Here is a 14,179-nt window from a genome sequence, read left to right as displayed (position 1 = left end):
CATAGCGTAAAAGCGGGGATTCCGGCACTGAAAAATCCATTTTTATCTCCTCAGAAGAGTAGCTGCATCACCCACATTGAGAGCAGGGCATTAATGACGCAGAGAGTAATTATGTGCGGGTAATATTTCGGGTTCACGCCCGCGGTGCCGAGGCAGCGGCCCGTGTTTTGCACCGGATTGCCCATCAGGTAGATGGCGGGCAGCAGGATGGTGGCATCATGGCCGCTGAGCGTGCCGGCGACGACCAGGCTGGCGCAAACCCCCACGCCGCCGCCCATACTCATCACCGAGGCAAGAAGGACCGTCGCCGCCGCGCCCGGAAGTCCCCACAGCGCCATAATCGGCTCGCATATCCTGCCGACAACATCCAGCAGGCCAGTGACCTTGAGCGCCTGAATGAGGACAAACGCCATAACCACGTTCGGCAGCAGGCTGGTGGTGGCGATGGTGAAGCCGCGGCGGGCGCCATCGATAAACATGTCCATCATATTTTTACGCGGCTGGGCGATCATTTTTCCTCCTGAATACGACGATGTTCCATGTGGGCGATCCACAGCCGCAGGAAGTTGGCGCCAACAAATTTGAATACCAGAATGACCGCCAGCGGCGCGATCGCCGGGACGGTAATGAAGGCAAAGAGGGCTGCTCCGGAAGAAAAGTAGTTAGTAATAATGGCGCTGCCGCTGGTCTGGAAGGTGGCGAAAATGGCGCGCTCATGGTCCGTTATCGCCCCTTCGTCGGTCAACTCTTTGGTCATCCCTGCGGCAGCATCGGTGTTTTGCAGGTTGGCGATAAGCGCCAGAGAGCAAATGCCCGGCACGCCAAGCAGCGGGCGCAAAACGGGCGTCATAAGCTTTTGGGCGGCACGCAGCCCGCCCAGCCCTTCGGTGACGGCAATGATCCCGAGCGATAAAATGACCGACGGCGCCAGCTCAAGGGCAAACAAGAAACCGTCTTTCGCCCCCGAGCCGCCCTCGCCGCGAAACGTTAGCGCGCCGCTCACCGGCCCAAAGCTGCCGTTTAAGACGGTAAAATCCAGCACCCGCCACCATTCGGTGCTTTTAGCGAAAAAGCCTGAGAAAAATACGATGGTGAGCACGAACGCCAGATAGCCCACCCATGTTACTTTTTCCTCTCCTGAGGATGATGCACTCATGAAACCCCCCGTTTTAGTCGCGTACAAAAGTTGTACGTCGCACCACTAAAAACGATCGGGGGCTAAAACACGATATCCCAAAGGTTATTATCAGAATTCATTTAAGATGTCGGAGGAGTGCCGGGCGGAATCTGGCTCGCAGAAATGCTCAGCATTTTTCTTTTGGTCATCTTTTTAGTATAAGGTTTACACGCGGACAACTACTGTCCAGCTTATTGAAAACGAGGAATAACATGCGCATAAAAGTCTGTGCAGGGATTGTAGGTGCAGCATTGCTGCTGGCGGGTTGTAGCACCAGCAATGAGCTGACGGCAGCGGGCCAGAGCGTTCGCTTTGTGGAAGATAAGCCGGGCAGCGAATGCCAGCTGTTAGGCACCGCCACCGGCGAGCAAAGCAACTGGATGTCGGGACAGCACGGCGAAGAGGGCGGCTCTATGCGCGGTGCGGCCAACGCCCTGCGTAATCAAGCTGCGGCAATGGGCGGTAACGTGATTTACGGCGTAAGCAGCCCGACGCAGGGGATGCTGTCCAGCTTTGTGCCGACCGCCAGCCAGATGAACGGCCAGGTCTATAAGTGCCCGAACTGATAGCCTTTTCCCTCTCCCCGCAGGGAGAGGGTTAGGTAAGCTAGCGTTGCCTAAGCTGCAAATCCAGCGGCGTCTTGCTCGGCTCTCCGCCAATCTCGCGTGCCAGCTTCGGCACCATATAACCTGAAACCAGCGTTAACAGCTCGCGCATAATCTGTCGGGCCTCGTCATCCGTCACCATGAAGTGTGCCGCACCCTGTACGCGATCCAGAACGTGCAGGTAATACGGCATCACGCCCGCATCAAATAAGGCATTGCTGAGATCGGCCAGCACGCGGGCGCTGTCGTTTACGCCGCGCAGCAGTACGCTCTGGTTGAGCAGCGTGACGCCCGCCTTTCGCAGACGCGCCATCGATGCACGAAAGTCTGCGTCAATTTCATTCGCATGGTTGATATGGTTCACCAGCAGCACCTGCAAACGGGACTGTTCGAGGCGCGTGACCAGCGCGTCGGTAATACGCGCCGGGATCACGATCGGCAGACGGCTGTGAATGCGCAGACGCTTAACGTGCGGAACGGACTCAAGCTGAGTCAGCAGCCAGTCTAGCTCATGATCTTTAGCCATCAGCGGATCGCCGCCGGAGAAGATGATCTCATCCAGCTCCGGGTGCGCCGCGATGTAGTCCAGCGCCACCTGCCAGTTGCGCTTGTTGCCCTGATTTTCGGCATACGGGAAGTGACGACGGAAGCAATAGCGACAATTTACCGCGCAGCCGCCCTTTACCAGCAGCAGGGCACGGTTGCGATATTTATGCAGCAACCCCGGTACCACACTGTTCTGCTCTTCCAGAGGATCGGTGCTGTATCCTGGTGCCGTAATAAACTCGTCCTGAGAGGTAAGCGTTTGTTTAAGCAATGGATCGTCGGGATTCCCTTTTTCCATGCGGGCAACAAACGCGCGGGGAACGCGCAGGGCGAAAAGGCGCTTCGCCTCACGGCCTGCACGCAACGTTTCATGCTGTTCGAGGTCTAAAAGACGCAGCAATTCATCAGGACTGGTGATTACATCGGCAAGTTGCGATAACCAATCTTCTCTGGACGGGGTGTTTAGGGTTACAATATGCGCCATTTTGTGGCTTAGCTACCAGTTAACAAATTTAGAGGGCCTTATGGCAACGTACTATAGCAACGATTTTCGTGCTGGTCTTAAAATCATGATGGACGGCGAACCGTACGCGGTTGAAGCCAGCGAATTCGTTAAACCAGGTAAAGGCCAGGCATTTGCGCGCGTTAAGCTGCGCCGCCTCCTGACCGGTACCCGTGTTGAGAAAACCTTCAAATCTACTGACTCCGCTGAAGGCGCTGATGTTGTCGATATGAACCTGACTTACCTGTACAACGACGGTGAGTTCTGGCACTTCATGAACAACGAAACCTTCGAGCAGCTGTCTGCTGACGCGAAAGCGATTGGCGACAACGCCAAATGGCTGCTGGATCAGGCTGAGTGCATCGTGACCCTGTGGAATGGTCAGCCTATCGCCGTTACGCCTCCGAACTTCGTTGAGCTGGAAATCGTTGAAACCGATCCAGGCCTGAAAGGTGATACCGCAGGTACCGGCGGCAAGCCAGCAACGCTGTCCACCGGCGCTGTGGTAAAAGTGCCGCTGTTCGTTCAGATTGGTGAAGTGATCAAAGTGGATACCCGCTCCGGCGAATACGTATCCCGCGTGAAGTAATTTACGTGATGATATAAGGCGCAGCGCCCGCTGCGCCTGATTTTGCAGGCAGGGAAGATGAAACGCACCGTTAAAATTCTGCTTCTGTTAGCGCTCTCCGGCGCCATTCTCTCCGGTTGCAACACCGCGCGTGGCGTGGGTGAAGATATCCAGGATCTCGGCCATATCATTTCCCATGCTGCCAGCTAATTCCGTCTAATTTTCCTAAAAATTCTTCCTTTTCCGTCAAACGACAAGATCTTGTCTATTCTTAAGTTGCTATACACAAAATAACTTTGGCTATAAAAGGAAGATATTATGGTTAAGAAAACAATTGCAGCGATCTTTTCTGTTCTGGTGCTTTCTTCGGTACTGACTGCATGTAACACCACCCGTGGCGTAGGGGAAGATATCTCCGACGGTGGTAACGCTATTTCTGGTGCAGCAACTAAAGCTCAGAACTAATGAAAGCGACGGTACGGCGCCTGGTTTCACCGTACCGTCAATTCTCCGCTTCCTGTAGCGATAAAAACGGGGAATAGCGCGTATCCATATGCAGCTTCATGCGGATGTTGCGTTTGTACGTATATACCGTCTTACCGTTAATACGTAAATTGCTGGCAATCTTCTGGTTGCTTGCGCCATCCATCCACAAAGTCAGCACTCTCTCTTCCTGACGCGTCAGCAGCGGTGCCGCAACTTTTGGTATTTCCGCAGTGGCGCATGACGTCAGGGCGTCATTGATAACCGTCGCTAATCCTTCCAGATCGGTATGCTTCGACAGCGAAGACCATACCGGGTAATGCGCAAGATAATCCGTCATCTCCTGCTCCTGCCCCGGCTGCAGCAGTATAAAAGGCAGCGTTTCGCTGGCAATCAGCAGGGAAGAGAGCTGCTGGAAGTGGTGCATATCCTGCCGAAAGCTATATAAATCGGCGATCACCAGCGAAGGCTTCCATTGCAAAATATGCTCTCTGGCAAGAAAGAGATTATTTAACCCGGTTACGACGAATTGACCCGGAAACAGGCCGGAATGATTGAGCCATGCTTCAAATCCCGTGCGGGTGAAGTGACAACGGTCAACCAAAAGAATTTTGAACATAAAATATTCGCAGTCGGCTAGTGGTTTGGCTTCCTGCCATCAGAAAGCCTAACATCATAGAGAAGTCGGATGAGTTATAAATGCCGGAACTACGTGCCTTACAGAGGCTATTTCTTGCCTTAACGCGTTCAGCAGAAAAGGATTGAAAAAAAATTTCTCGCTAACCAAAATAAGAGGCTCAATCTCTGCCTTGCGGGACGACCCGCAAGCGCATCACTCATCGGGGACGGCCCCAACTTGTCGTTAAGTTAAGGAGCCTGTTATGTCCTGGATCGTTCTTGTTATTGCCGGTTTACTCGAAGTGGTATGGGCTATTGGCCTGAAATACACCCACGGTTTTACCCGCCTGACGCCCAGCGTTATTACCATTGCCGCGATGATTGTCAGTATCGTCATGCTTTCATGGTCGATGCGCACCCTGCCCGTAGGGACGGCTTACGCTGTCTGGACGGGAATTGGCGCGGTAGGCGCTGCCATTACCGGCATTCTCCTGCTGGGGGAATCCGCGAGCCTGGCGCGTATTGCCAGCCTCGCATTGATTGTCGCGGGTATCATTGGGTTAAAACTCAGCACGCACTAATGCGGCTGTTTCACCCAGATTAATTTCGTCACATCAAACCCTTGCCGGGTCGCAACGTTAAGCATCTGCTGCTTCATTTCCGCAGAGATCGCTGGCGTGCGGGAGAGGATCCACAGGTAGTTGCGATCCGGCCCACAGATCAGCGCGTGGCGGTACTCTCTGTCCAGCGCAATGACGTTATACCCGCCGTAGAACGGGCCGAAGAAGGAGACCTTCAGCGCGGCGCGGTTCGACGCGCCGGTGAAATAGGCCTGACCAACCGACTGCTGCCACATCTGCCGATCCGGGTTATAGCCGCGATTAACGACCTGGATCCCGCCGTCATCCATCGCGCTGTAGGTGGCCGTGACTTTCTCTAAACCGCGTTCAAATTGATGATCCATACGGGCGATTTCATACCACGTACCGAGGAAGCGCTGTGCGTCGAAGTTGCTAACCACCGTAACGCCGGGCGGGGGAGTGGGGGAACTGCAGGCCACAGCTAAAAATGCGGCCGTCACGACGGCAATAACGGACAGAATGCGCATAAGAATTTCCTTACCGTTTTTTGTTAAGTGTAGATGACGGCAGGAAAATGTGGATGTGGCCGGGTAGGGTGAAGCCGCTACCCGGCAGTGTTTTACTTCAGCGCGCTCAAAATACGATAACCCGCGTCAACGCGCGCCGGGTTGGGGTAACTTTTATTCGCCAGCATCACGATCCCGATCTGTTTTTCCGGAATAAAGGCCACGTAGCTGCCGAACCCGCCAGTCGATCCGGTTTTGTGCACCCAGGAGGCTTTTACAGGCGGTGCCGGAGGAACTACCTCGACCGCCGGCAAGGCGGCCAGCGCCACCTTGCCGTCACTCCCCTCGACCACCGTTTTGGCCTCCACCGGCCAGTTGAGCATCTCCCAGCCCAGACCCTGGTACATTGAACCTATCCGCCAGTAGCGCGACTGCGCCAGCGCGATGCCCTGCTTAAGTGAGGCGTCAGCGACCTTCTCCGGTGCCATGTTTGCCATCACCCAGTCTGCCATATCCTGCACGTTGGTTTTGACGCCATAGGCTTCCGCGTCCAGCATTCCCGGCGAAACGTGAACGGCTTTACCATCACGGTAGCCCCAGGCGTAATTTTTCTCTTCCGCTTCTGGAACGTTAATCCAGGTGTGATGCAGCGCCAGCGGTTTAAATACCCGCTCGGTCATTGCCTGCTCGTAACGCATGCCGGAAGGTTTAACCGCCAGCGCCCCGAACAGGCCGATGCTGGCGTTTGCATAAAGACGCGTTGTGCCCGGCTTCCACTGCGGCTGCCACCGTTGATAGAAGCGCAGCAGTGAGGCGTTATCCGTCACCGCATCCGGTACCTGTAGCGGCAAACCGCCGGCGGTGTAGGTCGCCAGATCCAGCATCCGAATGCCCTGCCACTGCTTGCCTGTCAGCTCAGGCCAGTATTTGGTCACCGGATCGCCCAGAGAAATTTCACCGCGAGCGACAGCATCCCCACCCAATACCCCGGTGAAGGTTTTACTTATAGAGCCCAGCTCGAACAGGGTATCTGGGGTGACCGGTTTGTTGGCCGCGACGTCGGCTTTGCCGAAGGTGTAGTAGTGCGGTTTACCCTGATAAATAACGGCCACCGCCATGCCGGGAATGGACTGGGCCTTCATCAGCGGCGTAATCGTATCCGCGACCACCTGCGCCAGCTGTTTATCCGACACCGGCGCGGCCAGAGCAGAGCAAGAAACGCCGAGCAGCAGGGCGCAGCAAAGGGATTTTTTCATCATCAGTAATCTTCCGTAATAGCGAGTCAAGGGGATGTCCGGGCCCGTCAGACAGGCCTAGTCTGTTGGATTTGACTGTATCTGACAAACGGTTAAATTTAGCATTAGCTGTTAATTTTTCTAACGGATGAGGCCATGACGCGAAGCTATCTCCCCCTTAATTCGCTTCGAGCCTTTGAAGCGGCCGCAAGGCATCTCAGCTTTACGCATGCGGCCATTGAGCTGAACGTGACGCACTCGGCCATTAGCCAGCATGTGAAAGCGCTGGAGCAGCATCTGAACTGTCAGCTGTTTGTCCGCGTTTCGCGCGGGCTGATGCTGACCACCGAGGGCGAGAACCTGCTGCCGGTGCTGAATGATTCGTTTGACCGTATAGCCGGAATGCTGGATCGCTTTGCTAACCATCGCGCGCAGGAGAAGCTGAAAATCGGCGTGGTGGGCACGTTCGCGACCGGCGTTTTATTCTCCCGTCTGGATGATTTTCGCCGCAGCTATCCGCACATCGATCTTCAGCTTTCTACCCATAACAACCGCGTCGATCCGGCTGCCGAAGGTCTTGATTACACCATCCGCTACGGTGGAGGGGCGTGGCACGGCACCGAGGCCGAGTTTCTTTGCCATGCGCCGCTCGCGCCGCTGTGCACGCCGGATATCGCCGCCGAACTGCACAGTCCGTCCGACATCCTCAGGTTTACGCTGCTGCGCTCCTACCGACGCGACGAGTGGAGCGCGTGGATGCAGGCAGCTGGCGAACTCCCGCCTTCACCAACGCATCGTGTGATGGTGTTCGATTCGTCAGTCACGATGCTGGAAGCGGCGCAGGCGGGCGTGGGCATAGCCATCGCGCCCGTCGATATGTTTACCCATCAGTTAGCCAGCGAGCGCATTGTGCAGCCGTTTGCGACGCAGATCGATCTCGGCAGTTACTGGCTGACCAGACTGCAGTCGCGGGCGGAAACCCCTGCCATGCGTGAATTTGCCGGGTGGCTGGTGGAGAAGATGAAAAAATAAAAGGCCCGCCGGATGGCGGGCCTGTTCACTCAGATAGTGACCACGGCAATCAGCGTGACCACCGTCAGAATGGTCGCCAGACCGTAGAAGACCCATTTACCGCTCGGTACATGGATTTTCAGATCGTGCATCGCATGGTGGATACGGTGCAGGCCGCACCACAGCGGCAGAACGATCGTCAGGAAGATGAATGCGCGGCCAATAAAGCTGCTCGCAAAGGCCATCACGCGCTCGTAGCTCAGCGCGTCGCCCGGGAACAGCCCCAGCGGCAGCATAATCCCGACCAGCAGGATGATGACCGGGGCAATAATGGCGCTCCACATGCCGCCTGCGCCAAACAGGCCCCAGAAGACCGGCTCGTCTGAACGTTTTGGATTTGGATTGATCACAATAGTCTCCTTACCAGAACAGTGCGACAAACAGAATGACTACAGAGACCACTGCCGTCACTCCCCAGAGCCCTTTAATGACCGGCTCTGGTCCCATTTTCTCGCCTTTTACAATAATGTTCGCGGCTTTTGGCGCCAGTTCAAACCAGGTTTTGGTATGAAGCAGCGCGGCTGCGAGCACAATCAGGTTCAGAACAACGATGATTGGGTTTTGCAGGAAGCCCACAAAGCTCGTCCAGGCTTCCGGGCCGTGCTTGAGGGCAAAAACGCCGTACATCAGTTCGAGGCTGAACCAGACCGCAGGAACTGCCGTGCCTTCACGCAGCATATAGAAGCGATAAAACGGCAGTTTTTTCCACCAGGTGGACGGCATCGGCCGCACGTAGGCTTTGCGTTTAGTCGTCATCATGCACTCCTTAGCGTGGTTTCAGGGTGGCGATAAGAAAGTCTTTCGAGCTTTCCACCTTACCCTGCTGAATGGCGGCGGCCGGGTCGACGTGCTTCGGACAGACTTCGGAGCAGTAGCCCACAAAAGTACAGCTCCAGACGCCGTTCTGGCTGTTAAGCTGCGCCATACGTTCTTTTTTACCGTTGTCGCGGCTATCCTCGTTGTAGCGGTGCGCCAGCGTGATCGCCGCCGGGCCAATGAACTCAGGGTTCAGGCCAAACTGCGGACAGGCGGCGTAGCACAGGCCGCAGTTAATGCAGCCGGAGAACTGATGGTATTTCGCCATCTGGGCCGGCGTTTGGGTGTTGGGCCCCTGATCCGGCGTGCGCGGGTTGCCGATAATGTACGGCTTAATCGCTTCCAGGCTTTCGATAAAGTGGGTCATATCAACCACCAGATCGCGCTCGATCGGGAAGTTGCCCAGCGCTTCAACCTTGATGCCTTTGGTGTAATCACGCAGGAAGGTTTTGCACGCCAGCTTCGGCACCTTGTTGACCATCATGCCGCAGGAGCCGCAGATTGCCATGCGGCAGGACCAGCGGTAGCTCAGGTCTGGCGCCAGGTTATCTTTGATATAGCCGAGCGCATCCAGCAGGGAGGTTTGCTCGTCGTAAGGGACTTCATAGAAAGCGCTGTGCGGCGCGGTGTCCACTTCCGGATTGTAGCGCACCACTTCAACTTTCAGTTTTTGCATCTCAGCCATTCGCCTTCTCCTTCTTATCGGCGGCTTCTGCTTCTGCACCGTACACGCGTTTCGCTGGTGGCAGCGTGGTGATTTTCACGTCGCTGTAGCCCAGACGGGTGGTGCCATCCGCATCGCGCCAGGCGAGAGTGTGTTTAAGGAAATTAACGTCGTCACGTTCGGTGCAGCCTTCATCCAGGCGCTGGTGCGCACCGCGCGACTCTTTACGAGCCAGGGCGGAATGGGCCATACACTCCGCGACGTTCAGACCGTGGCCCAGCTCAATGGTGTAGAGCAGGTCGGTGTTGAAGACGCTGGAGGTGTCGGTAATGCGCACGCGCTTGAAGCGCTCCTGCAGTTCCGCCAGCTTGTCGACGGTTTTCTGCATCAGCTCCGGCGTACGGTAGATCCCGCAGCCCTCTTCCATTGAGAGACCCATTTCGTCGCGGATCTTCGACCAGTTTTCGTTGCCTTCCTGGTTTACCAGGCCTTTCAGACGCTTCTCGACGTCTGCGGCCTGCGCATCCAGCGCCGCGCCGTTTGCTTCGCCTGCGGTTGCGGCACGCTCCATCGCGCGCTCGCCCGCCATGCGGCCAAAGACCACCAGCTCAGCCAGCGAGTTAGACCCAAGACGGTTTGCGCCGTGCAGGCCGACGGAGGAGCATTCGCCCACCGCAAACAGCCCTTTGATGCGGGTTTCGCACTGCTGATCGGTTTCAATACCGCCCATGGTGTAGTGCGCGGTTGGACGAACCGGAATCGGCTCTTTCACCGGGTCGACACCCACGTAGGCTTTAGCCAGCTCGCAGATGAACGGCAGACGCTCCAGCAGCTTCTTCTCGCCCAGGTGACGCAGGTCGAGATGCACCACGTCGCCGCGCGGCGTGGAAATGGTGTTGCCTTTGCGCCACTCGTGCCAGAAGGCCTGAGAGACTTTATCGCGCGGGCCAAGCTCCATGTATTTGTTTTTCGGCTCGCCGAGCGGGGTTTCCGGACCCATGCCGTAATCCTGCAAATAGCGATAGCCGTTTTTATTGACCAGAATACCGCCTTCGCCGCGGCAGCCTTCCGTCATCAGAATGCCGGAGCCGGGCAGGCCGGTTGGGTGATACTGCACGAACTCCATATCGCGCAGCGGCACGCCGTGGCTGAGCGCCATGCCCATACCGTCTCCGGTCACGATGCCGCCGTTGGTGTTATAGCGATAAACGCGGCCCGCGCCGCCGGTCGCCATGACTACCGCGCTGGCGCGGATCTGGACCAGCGTGCCTTCCATCATGTTCATCGCCACCAGGCCACGCGCCTGGCCGTCGTCCACCAGAATGTCGAGAACGAAGTGTTCGTCGAAGCGCTGAATTTGTGGGAACTGGAGGGACGTCTGGAACAGGGTGTGCAGCATGTGGAAGCCGGTTTTATCGGCGGCAAACCAGGTGCGTTCGATCTTCATTCCACCGAAGCGGCGGACGTTGACGCTGCCGTCCGGACGTCGGCTCCACGGGCAACCCCACTGTTCAAGCTGGGTCATTTCCGTTGGGCAATGGTGTACGAAGTAATCAACGACATCCTGTTCGCAAAGCCAGTCGCCCCCTGCAACCGTGTCGTGGAAATGGTATTCGAAGCTGTCATGATCCTGCGCGACGGCGGCGGACCCTCCTTCTGCGGCCACCGTATGGCTGCGCATCGGGTAGACTTTTGAAATCAGTGCGATTTTAGCGTTCGGATTGGCTTGTGCTGCTGCGATTGCAGCGCGTAATCCAGCCCCGCCAGCGCCTATTACGGCAAGATCGGCTTGAAAAGTTTGCACGACATTCCTCCAGATTTTTGTTTTCCCGCAACGCGATGAGCTAAAGGTCGTTCACCTGCCCGAACGGGCGGTTGCGGAAGCGATTCCACTGCTCCTTTATGGGTAAAACAGTATAACCGCGTAGATGGAAGGGAAATTTGACGTGTTCGATTTTTTTGCTGTTCTGTGCGGTGATTTATCATCGTGATTAATGAATTTCGTCACAGTATTTTTCTGCGTAATGAAAAAGGACTTTTACTGCGCAAAATTTGTCTCTGCTCCGGCTTGCGAGTAGACTTCGTGCCCTTGTATGAAATCGGAGAAAATACTCATGAGCGAAACGGCCACCTGGCAGCCGAGCGCATCCATTCCAAACCTGTTAAAGCGCGCGGCAATTATGGCGGAGATCCGCCGCTTCTTTGCCGACCGCGGAGTCCTGGAGGTGGAAACGCCGTGCATGAGTCAGGCAACGGTAACGGATATTCATCTGGTCCCGTTTGAAACCCGTTTTGTTGGCCCTGGCCACTCTCAGGGCATGAATCTGTATCTGATGACCAGCCCGGAATACCATATGAAGCGTCTGCTGGCGGCCGGGTGTGGCCCGGTGTATCAGCTGTGCCGTAGCTTCCGTAATGAAGAGATGGGCCGCCACCACAATCCGGAATTTACCATGCTGGAGTGGTACCGCCCGCACTACGACATGTATCGCCTGATGAACGAAGTCGACGATCTGCTGCAGCAGGTGCTGGATTGCGCGGAAGCCGAGACGCTCTCCTATCAGCAGGCCTTCCAGCGCCATCTGGAAATCGATCCGCTCTCGGCCGATAAAACCCAGCTGCGTGAGGCGGCGGCAAAGCTGGATCTGAGCAACGTGGCGGATACCGAAGAGGACCGCGACACGCTGCTGCAGCTGCTGTTCACCTTTGGCGTTGAACCCCAGATTGGCAAAGATCGTCCGACGTTTGTTTATCACTTCCCGGCCAGCCAGGCCTCGCTGGCGCAGATCAGCACCGAAGATCACCGCGTGGCGGAGCGCTTTGAGGTGTATTACAAAGGCATCGAGCTGGCGAACGGTTTCCACGAGCTGACCGACGCGCGTGAACAGCAGCAGCGTTTTGAGCAGGATAACCGCAAGCGCAACGCGCGCGGCCTGCCGCAGCAGCCGATTGATACCAACCTGCTGGAAGCGCTTAAGGCCGGTCTGCCGGACTGCTCCGGCGTGGCGCTGGGCGTGGATCGTCTGGTCATGCTGGCGCTTGGCGCGGAACAGCTGGGCGACGTGATCGCGTTTACGGTCGATCGCGCTTAAAGATTAGCCGGGTGGCGCTGTCGCTTACCCGGCCTGTTTCAGACGGCAATTTCCCTTTCCATCTCCGCAAACAACATTAAAAACTGCCACATTCTCTGTACACGGGTCTTTTTCTTAATTTGACTCGTATAGCCACAATATTTGTCTGGTCATCTGCTACCATCCGCGCAGTTTACTTCCTTACCGGATGGCTATATGTCCCACTCGCTTAAAAAGATGACCCTTACCGGGCTCATCCTCATGATTTTTACCTCAGTGTTCGGCTTTGCCAACAGCCCGTCGGCTTTCTATCTGATGGGCTACAGCGCGACGCCGTTTTATATCCTTTCTGCCCTGTTCTTCTTTATCCCGTTTGCGCTGATGATGGCGGAGATGGGCTCGGCTTACCGAAAAGAGGAGGGCGGCATTTATTCGTGGATGAACAACAGCGTCGGGCCCCGTTACGCGTTTATCGGTACGTTCATGTGGTTTTCATCCTACGTCGTCTGGATGGTCAGCACGGCGGCTAAGGTCTGGGTGCCGTTCTCCACGTTTCTCTTCGGCGCGGATAAAACCCAGGCCTGGTCTCTGGCGGGGCTGAGCTCCACGCAGGTGGTCGGTATTCTGGCGGTGTGCTGGATGGTGGTGGTTACGCTGGTCGCCTCGAAAGGCATCAACAAAATTGCCCGTATCACCGCGGTGGGCGGAATTTCAGTGATGTGTCTGAACCTGGTGCTGCTGCTGGCCAGCATCGCCATCCTGTGCCTGAACGGGGGGGCATTTCGCGCAGGAGGTGAATTTCGTTTCATCACCTAATCCGGGCTATCAGTCCGGGCTGGCCATGCTCTCCTTTGTGGTATTTGCCATCTTCGCTTACGGGGGGATTGAAGCCGTAGGCGGGCTGGTCGACAAAACAGAGAACCCGGAAAAGAACTTCGCCAGAGGCATTATCTTTGCCGCCATCGTCATTTCCATTGGCTACTCGCTGGCGATTTTCCTCTGGGGCGTCAGCACCAGCTGGCAGCAGGTGTTGAGCAACAACACCACCAACCTCGGCAACATCACCTACGTTCTGATGAAAAGCCTGGGGATGACGCTGGGTAACGCCATGAACCTGACGCCGGAAGTCTCGGCCACCCTGGGGATCTGGTTTGCGCGTATCACCGGCTTGTCGATGTTCCTGGCCTATACCGGCGCGTTCTTTACGCTGATCTACTCCCCGCTGAAGGCGATCGTTCAGGGTACGCCAAAGGCGCTGTGGCCTGATTGTATAACGCAGCTAAATACTGCCGGTATGCCCGCAAACGCCATGTGGATGCAGTGCCTGCTGGTGTGCGTGTTTATTTTGCTGGTGTCGTTTGGCGGGGATACCGCGTCGGCGTTCTACAACAAGCTAACCCTGATGGCGAACGTGTCGATGACGCTTCCGTACCTGTTCCTGACGCTGGCGTTTCCCTTCTTCAAGGCGAAGCAGGGGCTGGAGCGACCGTTTGTGATCTTCAAAACCCGCACGGCAACGCTGCTGGCGACTACCGTAGTGGTGCTTGTCGTGGCGTTTGCCAACATCTTTACCGTTATTCAGCCAGTGGCAGAGGCCGGTGACTGGAGCAGCGCGCTGTGGATGGTCGGCGGTCCGATCTTCTTCTCGCTGCTGGCAATGGGGATTTATGAGAATTACCGCCGTCGCCCGACGGCCTGCGTAGCAGACGTCGCGCAGTAGGCTAAAACCCCCTCCC

Annotated in this window: 17 protein-coding genes and 1 pseudogene; 8 read left to right on the top strand and 10 right to left on the bottom strand. The window is 56.3% G+C overall.

Annotated features, from left to right (window positions below):
* Window positions 1-50 precede the first annotated feature (50 nt).
* Together HWQ14_RS02820 and HWQ14_RS02815 are read right to left on the bottom strand one after the other, a co-directional pair.
* Window positions 51-512, bottom strand: coding sequence for a YjiG family protein (locus HWQ14_RS02820; RefSeq protein ID WP_176608912.1), 462 nt, complete (start codon window positions 510-512; stop codon window positions 51-53).
* Complete coding sequence (locus HWQ14_RS02815; RefSeq protein ID WP_176608911.1) at window positions 509-1,156, bottom strand: nucleoside recognition domain-containing protein; 648 nt, start codon at window positions 1,154-1,156, stop codon at window positions 509-511. Before HWQ14_RS02815 ends, HWQ14_RS02820 begins: the two co-directional genes overlap by 4 nt.
* Before the next feature lie 233 nt (window positions 1,157-1,389).
* Between HWQ14_RS02815 and HWQ14_RS02810 the strand changes: the two genes are divergently transcribed.
* The gene (locus tag HWQ14_RS02810; RefSeq protein ID WP_003855938.1) at window positions 1,390-1,743 is read left to right on the top strand and encodes a DUF4156 domain-containing protein; all 354 of its coding nucleotides are present in this window, start codon (window positions 1,390-1,392) and stop codon (window positions 1,741-1,743) included.
* Between the two features lie 40 nt (window positions 1,744-1,783).
* Here the strand turns inward: HWQ14_RS02810 and epmB are convergent, their stop codons facing one another.
* Entirely contained in the window at window positions 1,784-2,812 is a 1,029-nt protein-coding gene (gene epmB / locus HWQ14_RS02805; RefSeq protein WP_148421823.1) for an EF-P beta-lysylation protein EpmB, read from the bottom strand.
* A gap of 40 nt (window positions 2,813-2,852) precedes the next feature.
* Between epmB and efp the strand changes: the two genes are divergently transcribed.
* From efp to ecnB, 3 genes are all read left to right on the top strand, one after another.
* A complete protein-coding gene (gene efp / locus HWQ14_RS02800; RefSeq protein ID WP_003855940.1) occupies window positions 2,853-3,419 on the top strand; it encodes an elongation factor P in 567 nt (188 codons plus the stop codon).
* Between the two features lie 57 nt (window positions 3,420-3,476).
* Window positions 3,477-3,608: an entericidin A/B family lipoprotein gene (locus HWQ14_RS02795; protein WP_148421825.1), complete on the top strand. Its 132-nt coding sequence runs from the start codon at window positions 3,477-3,479 to the stop codon at window positions 3,606-3,608.
* 108 nt (window positions 3,609-3,716) lie between these two features.
* Window positions 3,717-3,863: a lipoprotein toxin entericidin B gene (gene ecnB, locus HWQ14_RS02790; RefSeq protein ID WP_003855942.1), complete on the top strand. Its 147-nt coding sequence runs from the start codon at window positions 3,717-3,719 to the stop codon at window positions 3,861-3,863.
* A 37-nt stretch (window positions 3,864-3,900) separates the two neighbouring features.
* Here ecnB and HWQ14_RS02785 read toward each other — a convergent pair whose 3' ends face one another.
* A complete protein-coding gene (locus tag HWQ14_RS02785; protein WP_176608910.1) occupies window positions 3,901-4,500 on the bottom strand; it encodes a helix-turn-helix transcriptional regulator in 600 nt (199 codons plus the stop codon).
* Window positions 4,501-4,762: 262 nt separating this feature from the next.
* Between HWQ14_RS02785 and sugE the strand changes: the two genes are divergently transcribed.
* Window positions 4,763-5,080, top strand: coding sequence for a quaternary ammonium compound efflux SMR transporter SugE (sugE, locus tag HWQ14_RS02780; protein ID WP_063450951.1), 318 nt, complete (start codon window positions 4,763-4,765; stop codon window positions 5,078-5,080).
* Here the strand turns inward: sugE and HWQ14_RS02775 are convergent.
* Together HWQ14_RS02775 and blaACT are read right to left on the bottom strand one after the other, a co-directional pair.
* A complete protein-coding gene (locus tag HWQ14_RS02775; protein ID WP_176608909.1) occupies window positions 5,077-5,607 on the bottom strand; it encodes a lipocalin family protein in 531 nt (176 codons plus the stop codon). The two genes, sugE and HWQ14_RS02775, sit on opposite strands and share 4 nt — an antisense overlap.
* 92 nt (window positions 5,608-5,699) lie before the next feature.
* The gene (gene blaACT / locus HWQ14_RS02770; RefSeq protein WP_176608908.1) at window positions 5,700-6,845 is read right to left on the bottom strand and encodes an ACT family cephalosporin-hydrolyzing class C beta-lactamase; all 1,146 of its coding nucleotides are present in this window, start codon (window positions 6,843-6,845) and stop codon (window positions 5,700-5,702) included.
* A 132-nt stretch (window positions 6,846-6,977) separates the two neighbouring features.
* On the opposite strand from blaACT, the gene ampR reads away from it, so the two are divergent.
* Complete coding sequence (gene ampR, locus HWQ14_RS02765; protein WP_176608907.1) at window positions 6,978-7,853, top strand: LysR family transcriptional regulator AmpR; 876 nt, start codon at window positions 6,978-6,980, stop codon at window positions 7,851-7,853.
* Between the two features lie 29 nt (window positions 7,854-7,882).
* Here ampR and frdD read toward each other — a convergent pair whose 3' ends face one another.
* From frdD to frdA, 4 genes are read right to left on the bottom strand one after another with little or no spacing between them, the layout of a single operon-like run.
* Window positions 7,883-8,242: a fumarate reductase subunit FrdD gene (gene frdD / locus HWQ14_RS02760; protein WP_148421835.1), complete on the bottom strand. Its 360-nt coding sequence runs from the start codon at window positions 8,240-8,242 to the stop codon at window positions 7,883-7,885.
* A gap of 10 nt (window positions 8,243-8,252) precedes the next feature.
* Complete coding sequence (gene frdC / locus HWQ14_RS02755; RefSeq protein ID WP_176611143.1) at window positions 8,253-8,648, bottom strand: fumarate reductase subunit FrdC; 396 nt, start codon at window positions 8,646-8,648, stop codon at window positions 8,253-8,255.
* Window positions 8,649-8,658: 10 nt separating this feature from the next.
* Window positions 8,659-9,393 (bottom strand): fumarate reductase iron-sulfur protein, encoded by a 735-nt coding sequence (frdB, locus tag HWQ14_RS02750; RefSeq protein ID WP_148421837.1) that lies wholly within the window; start codon window positions 9,391-9,393, stop codon window positions 8,659-8,661.
* The gene (frdA, locus tag HWQ14_RS02745) at window positions 9,386-11,176 is read right to left on the bottom strand and encodes a fumarate reductase (quinol) flavoprotein subunit (protein WP_148421839.1); all 1,791 of its coding nucleotides are present in this window, start codon (window positions 11,174-11,176) and stop codon (window positions 9,386-9,388) included. Before frdA ends, frdB begins: the two co-directional genes overlap by 8 nt.
* A gap of 310 nt (window positions 11,177-11,486) precedes the next feature.
* Here frdA and epmA point away from each other — a divergent pair, with 310 nt between their 5' ends.
* Together epmA and yjeM are read left to right on the top strand one after the other, a co-directional pair.
* Window positions 11,487-12,464 (top strand): elongation factor P--(R)-beta-lysine ligase, encoded by a 978-nt coding sequence (epmA, locus tag HWQ14_RS02740; protein WP_176608906.1) that lies wholly within the window; start codon window positions 11,487-11,489, stop codon window positions 12,462-12,464.
* A 195-nt stretch (window positions 12,465-12,659) separates the two neighbouring features.
* Window positions 12,660-14,163: pseudogene (gene yjeM, locus HWQ14_RS02735) on the top strand (glutamate/gamma-aminobutyrate family transporter YjeM).
* Window positions 14,164-14,179: the final 16 nt, after the last annotated feature.

Origin of the sequence: Enterobacter cloacae (assembly GCF_013375935.1) — a bacterium.
Lineage (GTDB): Bacteria > Pseudomonadota > Gammaproteobacteria > Enterobacterales > Enterobacteriaceae > Enterobacter > Enterobacter pasteurii.
The sequence above is the reverse complement of the archived record's forward strand: the minus strand, read 5'-3'. Positions and strand labels throughout refer to the sequence as shown.

Bases quoted from the DNA above. Each gene is read 5' to 3' on its own strand.
- frdC (WP_176611143.1), bottom strand. From the start codon at position 8,648: ATGACGACTAAACGCAAAGCCTACGTGCGGCCGATGCCGTCCACCTGG.
- HWQ14_RS02785 (WP_176608910.1), bottom strand. From the start codon at position 4,500: ATGTTCAAAATTCTTTTGGTTGACCGTTGTCACTTCACCCGCACGGGA.
- frdB (WP_148421837.1), bottom strand. From the start codon at position 9,393: ATGGCTGAGATGCAAAAACTGAAAGTTGAAGTGGTGCGCTACAATCCG.
- blaACT (WP_176608908.1), bottom strand. From the start codon at position 6,845: ATGATGAAAAAATCCCTTTGCTGCGCCCTGCTGCTCGGCGTTTCTTGC.
- epmA (WP_176608906.1), top strand. From the start codon at position 11,487: ATGAGCGAAACGGCCACCTGGCAGCCGAGCGCATCCATTCCAAACCTG.
- efp (WP_003855940.1), top strand. From the start codon at position 2,853: ATGGCAACGTACTATAGCAACGATTTTCGTGCTGGTCTTAAAATCATG.
- HWQ14_RS02815 (WP_176608911.1), bottom strand. From the start codon at position 1,156: ATGAGTGCATCATCCTCAGGAGAGGAAAAAGTAACATGGGTGGGCTAT.
- HWQ14_RS02795 (WP_148421825.1), top strand. From the start codon at position 3,477: ATGAAACGCACCGTTAAAATTCTGCTTCTGTTAGCGCTCTCCGGCGCC.
- HWQ14_RS02820 (WP_176608912.1), bottom strand. From the start codon at position 512: ATGATCGCCCAGCCGCGTAAAAATATGATGGACATGTTTATCGATGGC.
- ampR (WP_176608907.1), top strand. From the start codon at position 6,978: ATGACGCGAAGCTATCTCCCCCTTAATTCGCTTCGAGCCTTTGAAGCG.
- HWQ14_RS02810 (WP_003855938.1), top strand. From the start codon at position 1,390: ATGCGCATAAAAGTCTGTGCAGGGATTGTAGGTGCAGCATTGCTGCTG.
- HWQ14_RS02775 (WP_176608909.1), bottom strand. From the start codon at position 5,607: ATGCGCATTCTGTCCGTTATTGCCGTCGTGACGGCCGCATTTTTAGCT.
- epmB (WP_148421823.1), bottom strand. From the start codon at position 2,812: ATGGCGCATATTGTAACCCTAAACACCCCGTCCAGAGAAGATTGGTTA.
- ecnB (WP_003855942.1), top strand. From the start codon at position 3,717: ATGGTTAAGAAAACAATTGCAGCGATCTTTTCTGTTCTGGTGCTTTCT.
- sugE (WP_063450951.1), top strand. From the start codon at position 4,763: ATGTCCTGGATCGTTCTTGTTATTGCCGGTTTACTCGAAGTGGTATGG.